13 protein-coding genes and 1 pseudogene are annotated in these 17,857 nt (G+C 62.9%); 10 read left to right on the plus strand and 4 right to left on the minus strand.

Features of this window, described 5'->3' with window-relative positions:
- Position 1 precedes the first annotated feature (1 nt).
- The 4 genes from V1288_RS05050 (at position 2) to V1288_RS05065 (ending at position 4,044) form a co-directional block, all read left to right on the plus strand.
- Entirely contained in the window at positions 2 to 1,276 is a 1,275-nt protein-coding gene (locus V1288_RS05050) for a cytochrome P450 (RefSeq protein WP_334356027.1), read from the plus strand.
- Positions 1,277 to 1,304: 28 nt separating this feature from the next.
- Complete coding sequence (locus V1288_RS05055) at positions 1,305 to 1,817, plus strand: AAA family ATPase (RefSeq protein WP_334356028.1); 513 nt, start codon at positions 1,305 to 1,307, stop codon at positions 1,815 to 1,817.
- 200 nt (positions 1,818 to 2,017) lie between these two features.
- Positions 2,018 to 3,529, plus strand: coding sequence for an FAD-dependent monooxygenase (locus V1288_RS05060; protein WP_334356029.1), 1,512 nt, complete (start codon positions 2,018 to 2,020; stop codon positions 3,527 to 3,529).
- A gap of 119 nt (positions 3,530 to 3,648) precedes the next feature.
- Positions 3,649 to 4,044 carry a VOC family protein gene (locus tag V1288_RS05065; protein ID WP_334356030.1) on the plus strand — a complete coding sequence of 132 codons (396 nt, stop codon included), beginning with the start codon at positions 3,649 to 3,651 and terminating at the stop codon, positions 4,042 to 4,044.
- A 240-nt stretch (positions 4,045 to 4,284) separates the two neighbouring features.
- Here V1288_RS05065 and V1288_RS05070 read toward each other — a convergent pair whose 3' ends face one another.
- On the minus strand, positions 4,285 to 5,382 hold the full coding sequence (locus V1288_RS05070; RefSeq protein WP_334356031.1) for a cyclase family protein: 1,098 nt from the start codon (positions 5,380 to 5,382) through the stop codon (positions 4,285 to 4,287).
- Between the two features lie 96 nt (positions 5,383 to 5,478).
- Here V1288_RS05070 and V1288_RS05075 point away from each other — a divergent pair, with 96 nt between their 5' ends.
- Both V1288_RS05075 and V1288_RS05080 read left to right on the plus strand, forming a co-directional pair.
- Complete coding sequence (locus V1288_RS05075) at positions 5,479 to 6,546, plus strand: CobW family GTP-binding protein (protein WP_334356032.1); 1,068 nt, start codon at positions 5,479 to 5,481, stop codon at positions 6,544 to 6,546.
- 358 nt (positions 6,547 to 6,904) lie between these two features.
- Positions 6,905 to 8,104 (plus strand): adenylate/guanylate cyclase domain-containing protein, encoded by a 1,200-nt coding sequence (locus tag V1288_RS05080; RefSeq protein WP_334356033.1) that lies wholly within the window; start codon positions 6,905 to 6,907, stop codon positions 8,102 to 8,104.
- Positions 8,105 to 8,182: 78 nt separating this feature from the next.
- Here V1288_RS05080 and V1288_RS05085 read toward each other — a convergent pair whose 3' ends face one another.
- The 3 genes and pseudogenes from V1288_RS05085 to V1288_RS05090 all read right to left on the minus strand — a co-directional run bounded on the left by V1288_RS05085 (position 8,183) and on the right by V1288_RS05090 (position 12,739).
- Positions 8,183 to 11,353, minus strand: coding sequence for an adenylate/guanylate cyclase domain-containing protein (locus tag V1288_RS05085; RefSeq protein ID WP_334356034.1), 3,171 nt, complete (start codon positions 11,351 to 11,353; stop codon positions 8,183 to 8,185).
- Between the two features lie 9 nt (positions 11,354 to 11,362).
- Positions 11,363 to 11,503: pseudogene (locus tag V1288_RS34040) on the minus strand (double zinc ribbon domain-containing protein); the annotation flags it as partial.
- Positions 11,504 to 11,815: 312 nt separating this feature from the next.
- On the minus strand, positions 11,816 to 12,739 hold the full coding sequence (locus V1288_RS05090; protein WP_334356035.1) for a LysR family transcriptional regulator: 924 nt from the start codon (positions 12,737 to 12,739) through the stop codon (positions 11,816 to 11,818).
- Positions 12,740 to 12,865: 126 nt separating this feature from the next.
- Between V1288_RS05090 and V1288_RS05095 the strand changes: the two genes are divergently transcribed.
- The 4 genes from V1288_RS05095 (at position 12,866) to mdlC (ending at position 17,770) form a co-directional block, all read left to right on the plus strand.
- A complete protein-coding gene (locus V1288_RS05095) occupies positions 12,866 to 14,032 on the plus strand; it encodes an acyl-CoA dehydrogenase family protein (protein ID WP_334356036.1) in 1,167 nt (388 codons plus the stop codon).
- 9 nt (positions 14,033 to 14,041) lie between these two features.
- The gene (locus V1288_RS05100; RefSeq protein ID WP_334356037.1) at positions 14,042 to 15,172 is read left to right on the plus strand and encodes a CaiB/BaiF CoA transferase family protein; all 1,131 of its coding nucleotides are present in this window, start codon (positions 14,042 to 14,044) and stop codon (positions 15,170 to 15,172) included.
- Complete coding sequence (locus V1288_RS05105) at positions 15,169 to 16,023, plus strand: FAS1-like dehydratase domain-containing protein (RefSeq protein WP_334356038.1); 855 nt, start codon at positions 15,169 to 15,171, stop codon at positions 16,021 to 16,023. The genes V1288_RS05100 and V1288_RS05105 overlap by 4 nt, the downstream gene beginning before the upstream one ends.
- Positions 16,024 to 16,141: 118 nt before the next feature.
- Entirely contained in the window at positions 16,142 to 17,770 is a 1,629-nt protein-coding gene (gene mdlC, locus V1288_RS05110) for a benzoylformate decarboxylase (RefSeq protein ID WP_334356039.1), read from the plus strand.
- Positions 17,771 to 17,857 lie beyond the last annotated feature (87 nt).

Raw genomic sequence — 17,857 nt, forward strand, 5'->3', positions numbered from 1 at the left:
AATGAACGTCCAGACCGCCGTCAGAGCCGACAAGAAAGAGCTTCTGCGCGCCGCCCGTGAAGAGGCCTATTCGACGCCGCTGAAGGATTTTCATCCCGGTGCGCCAAAACTGTTCCAGAACGACACCCTGTGGCCGTGGTTCGAGCGGCTGCGCAAGGAAGAGCCGGTGCACTACTGCACCAACTCGCCGATCGAGCCCTATTGGTCGGTCACCAAGTACAACGACATCATGCATGTCGACACCAACCACGGCATGTTCTCTTCCGACTCGACACTCGGCGGCATCTCGATCCGTGACGTGCCGCCCGGCTACGACTATCCGAGCTTCATCGCGATGGATCAGCCGCGGCACTCGGCGCAGCGCAAGACGGTGTCGCCGATGTTCACGCCGACGCATCTGGATGAGCTGGCAAGACTGATCCGCGAGCGCTCGCAAAAGGTGCTGGACAATCTGCCGCGCAACGAGACCTTCAACTTCGTCGAGCGCGTCTCGATCGAACTGACCACGCAGATGCTGGCGACGTTGTTCGATTTCCCCTGGGAGGAGCGGCGCAAGCTGACGCGCTGGTCCGACGTCTCGACCGCGCTGCCCAAGAGCGGCGTCGTGGAATCGCCCGAGCAGCGGCGCCGGGAGATGGACGAGTGCTACGCCTATTTCTCAAAGCTCTGGAACGAGCGCGTCAATGCGCCGCCGCGCAACGATTTGCTGTCGATGATGGCCCATAGCGATGCGACGCGGCACATGGACCCCGACAACCTGATGGGCAACATCATCCTGTTGATCGTCGGCGGCAACGACACCACACGCAACACCATGAGCGGCTCGGTGCTGGCGCTGAACGAGCATCCGGATCAATACCAGAAGCTGCGCGACAATCCCGCGCTGATCGATTCCATGGTGCCGGAAGTGATCCGCTGGCAGACGCCGCTCGCCCATATGCGCCGTACCGCTTTGGTCGACACCGAGATCGGCGGCAAGAAGATCAGGAAGGGTGACCGCGTCGTGATGTGGTACGTCTCCGGCAACCGTGACGAGGAAGGCATCGAGACGCCCGACGAATTCATCATCGACCGCGCCCGGCCGCGCACCCATCTTTCGTTCGGCTTCGGCATTCACCGCTGCGTCGGCATGCGGCTCGCCGAGCTGCAGCTCAAGATCGTGTGGCAGGAAATGCTCAAGCGCTTCGACCGTATCGAAGTGGTCGGCGAGCCGAAGCGGGTCTATTCCAGCTTCGTGCGCGGCATCGAGCAGCTTCCGGTCCGCATTCCCGGGTGAGCGGCGAGCTCAATCCACCTGATCTTGCATGCCCGTTTTAATCTCATTCTCTGGTCTGCCGGGAGTCGGCAAAACGACTGTGGCCCGCGCGCTGGCGCAGGAAATCGGCGCCGTTTACATACGCGTCGACTCGATCGAGGTGGCCTTGAAAAACAGTAGCCTGCAGATCCATCCGGCCGAGGATGCCGGGTACCTTGCGGCCATTGCGGTCACGAAAGACAACCTGGTACACGGCCTCGATGTCGTTGCAGACACGGTGAATCCCATCGAGCTGACAAGAAGGTGGTGGGGCGAGGCTGCAAGAGCCTGCGATGCACGATTGTTGAACGTGGAGATTGTCTGCTCGGATCGCGCTCAACACAAGCGCCGGGTAGAGGAGCGTCGCAGCGATATCGTTGGACTTGATCTGCCCGATTGGAAACGCGTTCAAAGCCGCGACTACGAAGACTGGACCGAGACTCGCGTGGTGCTGGATACCAGCAAGCTATCCGCGAATGATTGCGTTAAAAGGATTGTCGAAGCGTTGGCGCATGCCGCCTGAAAACCAGGACCGCTTTGGATCGTTCGCGCAGGTTTGGTCGGGCACCGCCGACTTCCGGTCTAGCCAACCGCCCTCTCTGCGAATAACCGGAAAGCAGAATACCTCTCCCCACTCTGATATGTAGCGCGCAAGGGGCTTGCTTCAAGACCCCGGGCATCCCGTAAAACGCCGGCCGAAGCCAATGGCAACGGAGGGACGAAATGGGTGCGGCAAAGAGCAGGCATGCGGTGGTTATCGTCGGCGGAGGTCCGACCGGACTGATGTTGGCAGGCGAGTTGGCGTTGGCGGGTGTCGATGTCGCCATTGTCGAGCGGCGCGCCAGCCAGGAGCTCGCCGGCTCGCGCGCGGGCGGTCTGCACGCGCGCACCATCGAGGTGCTCGATCAGCGTGGCATCGCCGATCGGTTCCTCTCGGAGGGACAGGTAGCGCAGGTGGCGGCGTTCGCCGGGGTCGCTTTGGACATCAGCGACTTTCCCACCAGGCACAATTACGGGCTCGGGCTGTGGCAGAACCATATCGAGCGCATCCTGGCCGGCTGGGTCGGGGAGCTGGCGGTCACAATCCATCGCGGAATCGAGGTGACCGGTATCGCGCAGGACGACACCGGCGTGGATGTCGCACTGTCCGACGGAGAGAAGCTGCGGGCGGAGTATGTCGCAGGCTGTGACGGAGGGCGCAGCCTGATCCGCAAGGCAGCCGGCATCGATTTCCCGGGATGGGATCCGACCGTCAGCAACCTGATCGCTGAAGTCGAGGTGGCCGAGGAGCCGAAATGGGGCATCCACCGCAATGCCGTTGGCGTCCATGGTTTCGGCAAGTTGAAGTACGAGATCCGCGATGGCGATGTGGTCTACATGGATGGGGGACCGGCACGGGTCATGGTGACCGAACGGCACGTCGGGCCTGCCGACGAGCCCACTTTGCGCGATCTCAGCGAGGCGCTCATCGCCGTCTACGGGACCGATTACGGGATCCACAGTCCGACCTGGATTTCGCGGTTCACCGATATGGCTCGGCAGGCAGCTTCCTACCGCAGGGGACGGGTGCTGCTGGCTGGCGACGCCGCGCACGTGCATTACCCGGCGGGCGGACAGGGCCTCAACCTCGGTGTGCAGGATGCGGTGAACCTGGGATGGAAGCTGGCCCAAATCGTCAAGAAGACGTCGCCGGAAAGCCTGCTCGATACCTACCATGCCGAGCGTCACCCGGTCGCCGCCACCGTGTTGCGCAACACGATGGCGCAAGTTGCGCTGCTCCGCACCGATGATCGCACCAACGCCCTGCGCGAGACCATCACCGGTCTGCTGGGCATGGACGAGCCACGCAAGCGGGTCGCCGCTGACATGTCCGGTCTCGGCATTCATTACGACCTCGGCGACGGACACAAGCTGCTCGGACGCCGCATGCCCGATCTCGACCTCGTCACCGCCAATGGGCCGCGGCGGGTCTTCACCCTGCTGCACAATGCGCGGCCGGTGCTGCTCAACTTCGGTGAGCCCGGCCGCCTCGACATCACGCCATGGGCGGATCGGGTTCAGTTGGTCGAGGCCAGATGTGTCGATACGTGGGAGCTTCCGGTGCTTGGCGCGGTCACCGCTCCCGACGCCGTGCTAATTCGGCCCGACGGATATGTTGCTTGGGTGGGGGACTCAACTAAGTCGGGACTCGCTGACGCGCTCACCACTTGGTTCGGACCACCTGCCGCGGCGTAGCCGCACAGGTTTCCCGCGCAGCTTGAGATGCAGTAAAATTACGCACCTTCGACAATGCGCCTTTGCGAAAAGGCAGCCGCAGCCCGGCTCAACAGGCATCTGAAAAAAGGGAGTGCGACATGAGGATCTATGTCATGAGCGTTTTGGTTGACGATCAGGCCAAAGCCCTGGACTTCTACACGGAGAAGCTGGGCTTCATCGTCAAACACGATATCCCGCTTGGAGCGCATCGCTGGTTGACCGTTGTGTCGAAGGAGGCACCGGAAGGAACCGAACTCCTGCTTGAGCCGAGTGAGCACCCTGCCGCCGGGCCATTTAAATCTGCGCTCGCGAACGATGGGATTCCTGCCGCGTCTTTCAAAGTGGATGACCTCAAGAAGGAGTTCGAGAGACTGCGCCAGCTTGGTGTCGAATTCACAGTAGAGCCCATGGATGCGGGCACGGTCAGAATGGCCGTCTTTGATGATACATGCGGCAATCTCATCCAACTCGTCGAAATGATCGAGGGAAGGTAAAGCTCCAATATCAGTCGCGTTGCTTCACACGCCGCTACGGAAAGGCGGACCTTTTCTGGTCGGCTATTGAGAACTGGCGTTCTCCAGACAAGCTTTCCTGATCCTTTTTTGCCCGGCAGCTACTCGTTCTGGCGTTGAGCCCGTGTCCGGGCAACACTCATTGGACGGCCGCTTCGATACCGAAGCCCCGGGGTACCGGCGCGTGGGCGGTCCGCCGGCCCACGCGCCGATGCGCCCTGGTCACGTGATCGCGATCGGACAGCCGTTGCTTCCCGTGGCGCCCTTGATCGGGGCCGGGGTGAAGCAATAGACGAACTGGTATTTCTTGTCGGCGATGAGTTCGTCGAAGATCAGGTTCTCGTGGTTGTGTATCCCGTGCTTGGTCTGCAACTCGGCATGGACCGCAAAGGCGAGCGACTTGTCGGGATTGGGCACTACTTCGACCGCCCAGGTGTCCGCCGCGGTCAGCGCGAGGTCCTTTTCGATCACCCATTTGGCGGCGTCGAGGCCGATGCCCGGCTCTCCGCTGTTGAAGCGATCATTGTTCTTCATCCACAGCGAGCCCCAGCCGGTATGGAACATAATCGCGTCGCCCGGCTTGATGTCGCTCTCTGGAATGTTCTGCTTCTGCAGCGCCGCCTTGATATCGGCCGAGGTGATCTCCTGGCCGGCGTCCATCATCCCGCCCTTGAGCGCGACCATGTCGATCAGATGAGCGCGGGTGAAGAGCGGCTTCAGCTTCTCAGTGCCGAGCTTCTTGAGACCATATGCGTCGCTGATCTCTGCGGCGGTGAAGCCGTTGTAGAACCGCATCTCGCTTTTGTCGCCGTCCTTGCCCATCTGGATGCCGATATGACCGAGGCCGTCGAATTGCGTGCCGGTCTGGCTGATCTCGGTGGCGAGAAACTCGTCATGATACACAAGCTTGTTGTCGCCGAACGGGCCGCCGGTCGGCCCCCCGGGAATGCGCAGCGCGAACACACGCGCGCCGAACAGCGGCATGCCCTGCTCGTAGACCCGGCCGATCTTGTAGATCCTGCCGTCCTTGATCCATTTCGCCGCATCGAGGACCTTCGCCGGCGTAATGTGGTTGGATGCGCCGGCCTCGTCGTCCTTGCCCCATTTCGAGGGCCACCATGGCTTGTCGACACCCTTGGGCATGGCGGCGGTGGTCTGCGCCTGCGCTGCGGTGACCGGCGCGAGCGAGAACTTGCCATGCATCGCGCCCGCGAGCGCCGCCCCCGCAGCGCCGGCCAGGCCGGCTGTGCGGAGTAACGTCCGGCGATCGGTTGCCGCCATCCCGCCTTTCTGCTCTTCGCCCCTGAATTCGTCGTCCATCGTTCCCTCCCAGGGTTGTGCCCAGAAGCTGGGCTTAAAAAATTATTTTCGGCATGCTCCTCCTCCGCTAGGCTGCTGTCCAGCGACAAAAATAAGATGATTGAAGTGAGGGCGCCGATGGGCCTCTTCGAGAACGACAAGTCAGCCGAGCGGCTGCCGGTATCGTTGATCACCGGCTTTCTCGGCAGCGGCAAGACCACGCTGCTCAATCGCGTGCTGCGCCACGACGCCATGACGGACAGCGCCGTCATTATCAACGAATACGGGGAAGTCAGTCTCGACCATCTCCTCGTCGAGCGCGTCGATGGCGAGGTGGCTGTGCTCGCGAGCGGCTGTATTTGCTGCACAATCCGCAGCGACCTCGAGGAGACGCTGCGCACACTCCTGGTGAGACGCGATCGCGGCGAGGTGCCGCCATTTCGTCGTATTCTCGTCGAGACCACGGGTCTGGCAGATCCTGCGCCGATCTTGCAGCTCCTGCTGAACAATCCATTGGTCTCGCATTTCCTGCGGCTCGATACCGTCTTGACGACGGTGGATGCCGCCAATGCAGTTCATCAGCTCGACCATCAATATGAAGCGGTGAAGCAGGTGGCGCTTGCCGATCGGCTGTTGATCACCAAGTGTGATTTGGTCAGCAATATTGCCGAATTGGAGTCGCGTCTCCGTCGGCTCAATCCCGGTGCCAGGATCGAAAGCGTGATGCATGGCGAGATCGATCCGGCGGGGCTATTCGGTGCCGGCCTGGTCGATCCCGAGAAAAAAGCGGTCGACGTCGGGCGCTGGCTCAACGAGCAGGCGTTCGCAGGATCCCGCGAGGTGGCACACGAGCACCACGGTCATGCCCATCACAGCCACGATGCATCGATCACCAACTTTATGCTTGCGTTCGACGAACCGCTCGACTGGATGGCCGTTTCGCACTGGCTCGCGTATCTTCGCGGCACGCGCGGCGAGGATCTGCTGCGGGTCAAAGGCATTCTCAATCTCCGCGGGGAGCAGACGCCGGTAGTGATCCATGGCGTCCACCATGTCTTCCATCCGCCGGTGGCGCTCCCCGAATGGCCCAACGCCGACCGCCGCTCGCGCATCGTGTTCATTACCCGCGGCATCGCGCGCCAGGAGGTGCTCACGTTATGGCAGGCAGGCCGCGCGGCGGCTTGAGACGGTTGCAGCAGTCCGTTGCGATGCGGCCAACGTAGTCGAAAGCTGGTTTGGCTCCTTGCCGCTGGCTCTCGGCAATGCTTTGCACGCCGCACCTCCGCTGTGGGTCCAAAAGCAGACTTCACCGGGATGATGGGGTGGCACGCTCGCCCATTTCAAAGACCCTGCCCGAAACGTTCTGACCTTGGTTGGCTGACGCTGGGTCTGCTCTCCTTTATCAGGACCGGCTTGTTGAACACCGAGGTCAAGATCGCTTCGATGCGCGCAAGCAGATTGTGGCGGCCTCCCGTTGACGTTGTCGATCGGAGACACGACATATCCCGTACCGTCGATCCAGGTCACTGCTCGGGAGCAAGATATGAACGCGCCGCCAAACATCGATCCCGTCCCCGCGCATTCCGACGGCGACATTGTGCATTGGCTGACAAACGACACGCGCGACGAGCGCTTCATTGACAATATTTTCGCTGAGCTGTGTCTCCGGCTCCAGCGGGCGGGCATTCCCGTCAAGCGGGCGTCGCTTCATCTCCTGATCCACCATCCGCAATGGCTTGGCGCCCGGATCATGTGGGCCGACGGGATGCGCGAGGCCGAGCTTGCGAGAGTCGACTACGATGTCAGGGAGCGATCCGAATATATCGGCAGTCCCGCCAACGAAATCCATGACGGTGCCACCGAGGTGCGCGAGAATCTCGAACGCGATCCCTCGCTGGGCCGCAAGCACGCCATCTATGACGAGATGCGGGCGAAAGGCCTGACCGACTATGTGGCGTGGCCGCTGTACCATACGCTCGGCAAGCGGCATATCGTGACTTTTGCGACCGACCGGCCAGGAGGTTTCGGCGACGCGCATATCGTCCGCCTGTCGAGACTGTTGCCGATTCTGGCGCTGGTCAGCGAAATCCGGATGAAGAACCGGCTGGCGCGGACGTTGCTCGAAACCTATGTCGGGTCGCATGCCGGCGAGCTGATTCTGGCCGGCGCCACCCGGCGCGGAAGCGGGACGACGGTGCGCGCCGCGATCATGATCTGCGACCTGCGTGATTTCACCCGGATCTCCGACAACTGGCCGCGCGACGACGTCATTGATCTTCTCAACGACTATTTCGATGCGATGTCGGAGCCGATTGCGCGACATGGCGGGGAAATCCTGAAGTTCATCGGCGACGGCCTGCTCGCCATTTTTCCGCTCAGCCAGCCCACGGCCTGCGCCAATCTGCTGCATGCCGTGGCCGAAGCGCGCCAGGCCATGGTTGCCCTGAACGAAAGGAACGGCCAAACCGGCCGTGCGCCGCTGAATTACGGCATCGGCGTCCACGTCGGAGACGTCATGTACGGCAATATCGGCTCGCGCAGCCGGCTCGACTTCACGGTCATCGGTCCTGCGGTCAACATGGCCTCACGCCTCGAAACCCTCACCAAACAATTGGGCCGAACGGTGCTGCTGTCCCGCGCGTTCGCCGACTTCGTCGAACGCGATTTCGACCTCGAACGCGTCGGCGAACACCCGGTCCGCGGCTTCAACGACCCGATCGAGCTGTTTGCGTATCACGGCTGAAACCCACCTCGGTAGTGGACGCGCGTTGAGCATTCCTTCAGCCGGGCGCCACCGATCGCGAGCCCGGCTGGGGCCTTTTCAATGAAGCTCGCCGAGCAACGCCTTGGCCTTTCGAAGGTCGCTCGTGTCAAAGCCTTCGATGAACCAATCGTAGACGGGAGCGAGAAGGTCACGTGCCGTTTGCCGTTTTCCCTGATCGCTCAAGAGTCGCGCCAGGCTCATGGCCGCGCGCAACTCCCACGACCTTGCCTGCTGTGCTCGTGCAACGGTCAGGGAATGCTCGAAATGCGCTTGCGCTTTCGCCACGTCTCGCTGCGGCAACTTGAGGGCGATTTCACCGGCAACGCGATGAGCTTCAGCCTCGCACCACCTTTCCTTGGTTGCGTGCATCGCCGTCATTGCCTCACCGATGCAGCGCCAGGCATCATCGAATTGGCCCGAATTGGCATGGGCGATTGCCAGCATGAACTCCTGCTCCGGCGTAAATATCGTCGATCCGGCGGATCGCCATAGATCAATGCCCGACGTGACGATCTCGACCGCTTTCGCAGTTCCCGTGAGGGTCAGGATATAGCCCCGCCGTAACACGCCTTCGGCCTTTCGGAACGGGGCGCCTTTCTCCTCGGCTAACGCGACAAGCTCTTTGAGGTGCTCGTTTGCCGCGTCGTAATTCCCGCAGTAGGTATTAACAAGAATGGGGAAATTCAGCGTAAACATCAAAGTCGCAGCATGTTCAATCTGGCGCGCTTCCGCGAGCGCACAGTCTGCATCTTTGAGCGCAGCCTCGGGATAGCCGAGCAGCCACGAGGCCATTGAACGAAAGGCCAGGCACGTCACTCGGAGGTCCTGGCCAAATCGCGTCATCAATCGCCGGTGCTCAGCGGGGCGGTAAAGGGCGAGCGCTTCATCGTAATGCGCTTTGGCATCAACGAGGTCTCCCATAAGCGCCAGCGTACTCGCCATGGTACGATGTCCAATCATGAGCGGTACCACCGCTCCCTCCTTCTCGCCAAGCGCCAGAAACCGCGCTGCGAGCTCTCGCGCAACGTCACCATTGAAGTTTATGAAATTGACGATCCACTGGCCAAAGAGGGCTGAGAGTAGCAACGAAGGGTCATCGGGAGGTTCGCCGAGCCGTTCCGCTTGCTCGATCAACGCTCTCACCTGAGCTACGGCAGCCTTCGTTTCGGGCGCGCCATATCCTTTGACATGCATGAGCGTGTTCAAGAGCGCGACGTGTAAAACGATCTGCTCGCGCCGCAGGTCGGGTGTGCTGGGCAAGGTTGCGATTTGTTCCAGGGCGTGGCTGAGTTGTTCTGCGGCTTCGACCAGCGCCGAACGCTCCTGTGATCGCTGTCCCGCCTTGCCCCACAGGCGCGCTGACTTCTCAATCAGGTCGGCCTTTGTGTAGTGGCGCGCCAGCAGTTCGGGCTGGCTCTCGGCGATTTCTGCGAACCGACTTTCGAGAATTTCGGCGATGCGCGCATGCAGCGCGCGCCTCGGCTCCCGCAGCAGCGTACTGTAGGCCGCGTCCTGCACCAGCGCATGCTTGAACAGGTAGCTCGCATGTGGCGGGGTGCCCCGTCGAAACAGCAAACCCGCCGCAATGAGGCGATCGAGGTCGGAGTCCAATTCTGCCTTCGGCTTTCGCACCAGCGCAGCCAGCAACATGTGGGGAAATTCCCGGCCGATCGCCGCGCCGACCTGCGCCACGTCCTTCGCGGGGCCGAGCCGGTCGAGCCGCGACATCAGCGAAGCCTGCAGGCTTGCCGGAACCGCCACGACAGGCGTTGGCGCCCCTGCGAAGGCCCGCTGCACATCACTCTCACCCTCCGCGTCCAGCACCGCCTTGGTCATCTCCTCGGCGAACAGTGGAATGCCGTCGGTGCGCTCGATGATGTCGTGTCGGATGCCCGCCGGCAGCGATCGACTGCCGACGACCCGTTCGATCAGGGAATTGATGTCGCACGGCGCCAACCGATGGAGGGTCAGCTCAGTCACGTGCGGCCGTCCGATCCAGGGCGGGCTGAATTCCGGCCTGAAGGTGACAACTAACAGGAGCCGGTGGCTCACGGCCCAGTCCACCGCCCAAGCGAACAATTCGAGGCTGGTTGGATCGCTCCAATGCGCATCTTCGAAAATCATCAGCACGGGATTGATCCGCACCAGCACATCGAGGTGCGAACCAAGCGCTTTCAGCGTTCTCTGACGACGGAGCTGCGGCTCAACTTCAACCGGAGGGTAGCGTCCATCGTTGGGCAGCGACAGCATTTCGGCAAACAGCGCCGCATCCTCCGATGGAGACGAGCTTTGCGCCAGCAGCGCGTCAAGCTTGTCCATTTTCGCTTGCTGGCTGTCATCGTGAGCAAAGCCGGCGGCGCGCCACATCTCGCCGATCACCGGATAGAGCGTACTGTCGGTATGCTGCGGCGAGCAGAAGAACCGCAGGCGTATGTGTGGCTCGCGAGCAAGCTGCTCCAGCAGCGCGATGGTGAGCCGTGATTTGCCGATCCCCGCTTCACCGGAAAGCAGCACCACCTGACCGTCCCCACACTTGGCCCGCTTCCATCGGCTCAGAATTAGCTCCATTTCTTCATCACGACCGATCAGCGGCAGTACAGCGCAGCTTTGAAGAGCGTGCGATCGGCTGGTCACCGTTGTCTTGCCGGCGACTTGCCAAGCAGCGACTGGTTTTGCGAAACCCTTGATCTCGACTTTACCGAGATCGAGATACTCGAATTGCGGTCCTGCGATCGTCTTTGTGCGACCCGAGATAACAACGCTGCCGGGTTGTGCGAGCGATTGCAGTCGGGCGGCAAGATTCGGGGTGTGGCCGAGGATGCCATGCTCCTCGGAAATCGCGCTGTCCGACATATCGCCGACCAGCGCGACGCCCGTTGCAACACCGACACGCGCGCTCAATTTTTCTTTCGCCGGTAAGGCGGCGATCGCCTGCACCAATGCGAGGCTGGCTTGAACGGCACGCTCCGTGTCGTCTTCGTGCGCCAGAGGATAGCCAAAGCATACGACCGCGCCGTCCCCATGATGTCGCGCGACAAAGCCGTCGAAGCGGGCGACGGTTTCAGTTATGCAGCGCCGGTAGCCGGCGATGATTGCGCTGAAGTCTTCGGGATCGAGCCTCGCGGAGAGCGCAGTCGATCCGACCAGATCACAAAACAGGACTGTAAGCTGCCGGCGCTCGATCGGGCGCGAGTCCCGAGCCGCCGGTACCACCGCGGGAGAGTCCACGCGCAATTTGTTCCCGCAGTCGCCGCAGAACTTGTACAGGACTGGGTTTGCCGCACCGCAGGCCGGACAGCGCCGCGCTACCGCCGCTCCACACCGCCCACAAAATTTGCTTTGCTCCGGGACTTCGGCTGCGCAATTCGTACAGTGCATCCGGACCTCAACGGATATCTATAGCGGCGGCACAATGCGCCAGAAGTCGCGCGATCGATGTGATCTCGGCCACAACTTCGGGTTCCCGTATGCGTCATTCGCGAGCCAGATTGAACCTCGCCGCCGATGTTCGGTTTACCCCTCGCAGCGACCGGATAGCAGACGTCGCATATCGGCAGCTTCGGGCCGACGGCCATTGTTCCGGCAATGCCGCACCGTCCTATACAATTGCGGCATGGCTGCTGTAGCCAGATGAGAATGCAACGCCGGACCGTTTTGTTCTAAGCCAATCCGCAAGGCCCTCACATCGGCTCAGGCGAGCTTGATGTCCCAGAGGCCCGCTTCGCGGCAGGCGACAAGTTCGCTGCGAAGCAGCTCGCTCACCAGCGTGATGGCAGTCGAGCCGGGATGATCGATGGGAGACGCAAGCGTCAGTTCGCGCATCGGCGACGGTTTTGATATCGCCGCCGTTTCCAGCCGGCCGGAGGCCACTTCGTGGCGCACCGAGGAAGGCGGCAACAGCGTGTATCCCAACCCTTCCTCGACCAGGCTGGTCAGCACCCGAAACGAATCCGCTTCCAGCGTGACGTCGAGCTTCAGTTTCTTCTTCGCCGCCGCTTGCTCGATCAGCGCCCGGAGCCCGTGCGAATGACTGGGCAGCACGAGGCGCTGGCGCAGCAGCCAGCCGATGTCGACCTGTTTCTTCTGCGACAGTCCGCTGCCGCGCGGCCCCACGGCGACGATGGGATCGCGGCCGAGACTCTGCACGGCCAGATGCAGGTCGCTCGACGGCCCGTAGATCAGCGCCAGATCCATCTCGCCGCGGTGCAGCCATTCCATCAGATGGCCGCTGTAGCTTTCGACGATGCAGAGCGAAATGCCCGGATATTTCTCGACGGTGCGCCGGGCGAGCCGCGCCGAAATCACGCAGCTTACGGTCGGCACCAGCCCGAGCACGACCCGGCCCGACGGCGGTCCGCCGGCGGACTGGATCTCGTCGCGCACCTGGTCGATCTGCCGGACGATGCCGGAGGTGCGCGCGAGCAGAAGGCGGCCGGCGTCGGTCAGCACCATGCCGCGGCCGTTCCGCGTGAACAACTCGGCCCGCAGTTCATGCTCGAGCAGCTTGATCTGGCGGCTCAGTGCCGGCTGCGCCACCCGCAGCGTGTCGGAGGCCTTGCTGAGGCTGCCGAGCTCCGCCACGCTGCTGAAGGTCCTGAGCTGCCTGATATCCATCGCTTGCCAATCTTCGAAGGCAGGTTCATACGCTATAACAATTCAGCATAGGAGACCGGCTGTGGTTTCACAACCGCCCGCGATCCGGCAATTAACATCACCCACCATCCATCGCCAGAAAATCAAATGACCGCACAAGAACAACAAGACGAATTCCACGACATCCGCGATGCCGTCGCCAAACTCTGCGCCCAGTTCCCGGGCGAATACTGGCGCAAGCTCGACCGCCAGATGGCGTACCCGAAGGAGTTCGTCGACGCGCTGACCGAAGCCGGCTACCTCTCGGTCTTGATCCCCGAGGAATATGGCGGCTCCGGGCTGAAGCTTTCGGCGGCGGCCGCGATCCTGGAAGAGATCCAGCGGGCGGGCTGCAACGGCGGCGGCTGCCACGCCCAGATGTACACGATGGGCACCGTGCTGCGGCACGGCAACGACGCCCAGAAGGCGAAATACCTGCCCGGCATCGCCAGCGGCAAATTGCGGCTGCAGGCGTTCGGCGTCACCGAGCCGACCAGCGGCACCGACACCTCCTCGCTGAAGACCGTCGCCAAGCGCGACGGCGACCACTACATCGTCAACGGCCAGAAGATCTGGACCAGCCGTGCCGAGCATTCCGACCTGATGATCCTGCTCGCGCGCACCACGCCGAAGGAACAGGCGAAGAAGCGCACGGATGGTTTGTCGGTGTTCATCGTCGACATGCGCGAGGTCAAGGGCAAGGGCCTCGAAATCCGCCCGATCCGCACCATGATGAATCACGCCACCACCGAAGTGTTCTTCACGGACATGCGGGTGCCCGCCGAAAACCTGATCGGCGACGAGGGCAAGGGTTTTCGCTACATCCTGTCCGGCATGAATGCCGAGCGCATTCTCATTGCGGCCGAATGCATCGGCGATGCCAAATGGTTCATCGCGAAAGCTACCGCCTACGCCAAGGAGCGCGCCGTGTTCGGCCGGCCGATCGGCCAGAATCAAGGCATTCAGTTCCCGATCGCAAAGGCCTACGCCGCGATGCGCGCGGCCGAACTGATGGTGAAGGAAGCCACCCGCAAATACGAGGCCGCGCTCGATTGCGGCGCCGAGGCCAACATGGCCAAGATGCTGGCAGCGGATGCCTCTTGGGAGGCGGCCAATGCCTGCGTGCAGACCCATGGCGGGTTCGGCTTTGCCGAAGAATACGATGTCGAGCGCAAGTTCCGCGAAACGCGGCTGTATCAAGTTGCGCCGATCTCGACCAATCTGATCCTGTCATTCGTCGCCGAGCATGTGCTCGGTCTGCCCCGCTCGTACTGAGAACATCAGATGCTGCCATTGGAAGGATTGATCGTCGTCTCCGTCGAACAGGCGGTTGCCGCGCCGTTCTGCAGCTCCAGGCTGGCGGATGCCGGCGCGCATGTCGTCAAGGTCGAACGCCCCGAGGGCGACTTTGCCCGCGGCTATGATGCGGCGGCGAAGGGGCAGAGCAGCTATTTCGTCTGGCTCAACCGCGGCAAGAATTCCGTGGTGATCGATCTCGCGACCAAGGAAGGCCGCGCCGCGCTCGAAGAGCTGATCGGGAGCGCCGACGTGCTGTTGCAAAACCTCAAGCCCGGCTCTATGGACAAGCTCGGCTTTTCGCTGGAGCGGTTGCGAAAGGATTATCCGGCACTGATCTGCTGCACCATCTCGGGCTATGGCGACGAAGGACCTTATGCGGACCGCAAGGCCTACGATCTGCTTATCCAGGCCGAGAGCGGGCTTGCCTCGATCACCGGCGGCCCGGAAGGCCCGTCGCGCGTCGGCATCTCCGTCGTCGATATCGCGACCGGCGCCACCGCGCATGCGTCAATCCTCGAAGCGCTGATCGCCCGCGGCCGCACGGGCGTGGGCGCCGATATCAGGATCTCGATGTTCGACGTGATGGCCGACTGGATGGCGGTGCCGCTGATCAATTCGGAGGCCGGCAATCCGCCGAAGCGGATGGCGCTGGCCCATCCCTCGATCGCGCCCTACGGCGTGTTCAATTCCAGGGACGGCAAGGGCATTTTGATCTCGATCCAGAGCGAGCGCGAATGGAAGAAGCTTTGCGCCGAGGTGCTGGATCAACCCGATCTGCCGAACGATCCCAGATTCGCCAACATGGTCGAGCGCGTGCGCAACCGCTCACTCACCGACAAGACGGTGGCCGACAGTTTTGCGGCCATGACGCGCGTCGAACTGTTGAAGCGCCTCGCGGATGCCGACATCGCGTTCGCCGAGGTCAACACGATGGCCGACCTCGCCGTGCATCCGCATCTGCGCCGGATCGAGGTCGATACGCCAAGGGGCAAGGTGAGCTATGCCGCGCCCGCCGCGATCTTCGTCGGCGAGCCACGGCATTACGGCGCGGTGCCCGCCATTGGCGACCACGTCGAACTTCCCAAGGCGCCTCGCGCGCGGAGCCTTAAGTCATGACCGACGCCCTCGATCTCGACCATCTGCGCCAATGGATCGGCCGCAGCACGGAGGCCTCTGACATCGTCACCGCCCAACTGGTGAAGGGTTTGCGCGCAACGCTGTTTCAGGACATCGGCGAGCCGAAGACCGGCGAGGCCGCGCCGTGGACCACGCATTGGTGCCTGGCGCAACCGGTGTTTCCGATGTCGCAGCTCGGCCCCGACGGCCACCCGACCCGCGGCGGCTTCCTGCCGCCGGTGCCGCTGCCGCGCCGGATGTGGGCCGGCGGCGAGATTCAGTTCCTCGAAGCCTTGCGCGTCGGCGACGAGGCGACGCGGACCTCCAGGATATCAGACGTGACGATGAAGACCGGTTCGACCGGCGCGCTCTGCTTCGTTTCCGTCGAACACACGATCACGACGCCGCGCGGCACAGCTATCCAGGAACGTCAGGACATCGTCTATCGCGGCATGGGCGGCGCAGCCCCGGCCGCACCGCCCAAGGCCCCTCCGCCGCCGCCCGTCGCAAGACATCGCGAAACCCATGTCAGCGATCCCGTGCTGCTGTTTCGTTATTCGGCGCTGACCTTCAACGGCCACCGCATCCATTACGACCGCGACTACGTCACCAAGGTCGAGGGCTATCCGGGCCTGATCTTCCACGGCCCGCTGCAGGCGGCGCTGATCGTCGAGTTCGCCGCAAAACTTCACGGCGACTCGGCGCCGAACAAGTTCAGCTATCGCGGCGTGCAGCCCTTGTTCGAAGGCGGCGAGTTCTCGATCAACGCCAACGAAACCAGCGCCGGCATGGAGCTGTGGATCGCCAATGCCGAGGGACAGCCGACGATGAAGGGCACCGCGACGTGGTGATTTTCACCGTCATTCCGGGGCGATGCAAAGCATCGAACCCGGAATCTCGAGATTCCGGGTCTGGTGCTAACGCACCATCCCGGAATGACGGAGTATGCAGCTAGCTCTGGGAGTCCCGATGTCGTCCCGTAAATCAGCCAAACCCGCTACCACCTCGCTCACCGTCAAGGACGCCACCTTCGGCCTGCTGCGCGCGTTCGGCATCAAGCGCGTGTTCGGCAATCCCGGCTCGACCGAACTGCCGTTCCTCAGCGACTGGCCCGATGACATCGATTACGTGCTCGGCCTGCAAGAGGCCTCCGTCGTCGGCATGGCCGACGGCTACGCGCAGGCGACCCGCAACGCCGGCTTCGTCAATTTGCATTCCGGCGCCGGCGTCGGCAACGCGCTCGGCAATATCTATACGGCTCACCGCAACCAGACGCCGCTCGTCATCACCGCCGGCCAGCAGGCGCGCTCGATCCTGCCGCTGCAGGCCTTTCTCTACGCCGAGCGCGCTTCCGAATTTCCGCGGCCCTATGTCAAATACAGCGTCGAGCCGGCAAGGCCTGAAGACGTGCCGGCGGCGATCGCGCGCGCCTATTACGTCGCGATGCAGCCGCCCTGCGGGCCGACCTTCGTCTCGATTCCGATCGACGACTGGACGCGCCCGACGCAGCCGGTCGAGGCCCGTCGCGTCAGCCGCGAGCTCGGCCCCGATCCGGAGGCGATGAAGGCGCTGGTCGCCGCGCTCGTGGCCAGCAAGCGCCCTGCCCTCGTCGTCGGCCCCGCCGTCGATCGTGCGGCGGCCGTCGATCTGATGGTGCAGGTCGCGGAAAAAGCCAAGGCTGCGGTGTGGGTCAGCCCGTTCTCGGCGCGCTGCGCGTTCCCGGAACGGCATCCGCAGTTCTCCGGCTTCCTGCACGCCTCGCCGGGACAGCTATCGGACGCGTTGCGCGAGCATGACCTCGTGGTGGTGATCGGCGCGCCGGTGTTCACCTTCCATGTCGAGGGCCATGCCGCGATCTTCGACGGCGCCACCACGATCTTCCAGATCACCGACGACCCGGACGCGGCCGCCGTCACGCCGTCGGGCGCCAGCATCGTCGCGACCATGAAGCCGGCGCTCGCAATGCTGCTCGACCTATTGCCCGAAACCACGCGCGCAATGCCTGCGGGCCGTGTGCTGCCGCCGGCGCCGTCAGCCGCCGATCCGCTTCCGGTCGAATTCCTGCTGCATTCGCTGTCCGAAGCCATGCCAGCCAATGCGGCGCTGGTGGAAGAAGCGCCCTCGCATCGCCCGGCGATGCAAAAGTTCATGCCGATGCGCGGCCAGGACAGCTTTTACACCATGGCGAGCGGCGGCCTCGGCTACAGCCTGCCCGCCGCCGTCGGCATGGCGCTGGGACGCCCGGCTACGCGCACGGTCTGCCTGATCGGCGACGGCTCGGCGATGTATTCGATCCAGGCGCTGTGGACCGCGGCGCGGCGCAAGCTGCCGCTGACGGTGGTGGTCATCAACAATGCCGGCTATGGCGCGATGCGCTCGTTCAGCCAGGTGATGCAGGTGCGCAACGTGCCAGGGCTCGAACTGCCCGGCATCGATTTCGTCAAACTCGCCGAGGGCATGGGCTGCGACGCCGTGCGGGTGACGAAATCATCCGAACTCGCGGGCGCGCTTAAGCGGGGGCTGTCGCATGACGGCACCAGCCTGATCGAAGTGATGGTGGATTCGGCCGTGCCGCTGCTCTACGCGCAGAGGAGTTGAAACGCGATTCCATCCACCGCCGGAACTTTTCCAAATCGCCAGCCACGCCAGCTCATGGCACCTCATTTGATTCAAAGGTTCGACAAT

Origin of the sequence: Bradyrhizobium sp. AZCC 2176, assembly GCF_036924645.1 — a bacterium.
Lineage (GTDB): Bacteria > Pseudomonadota > Alphaproteobacteria > Rhizobiales > Xanthobacteraceae > Bradyrhizobium.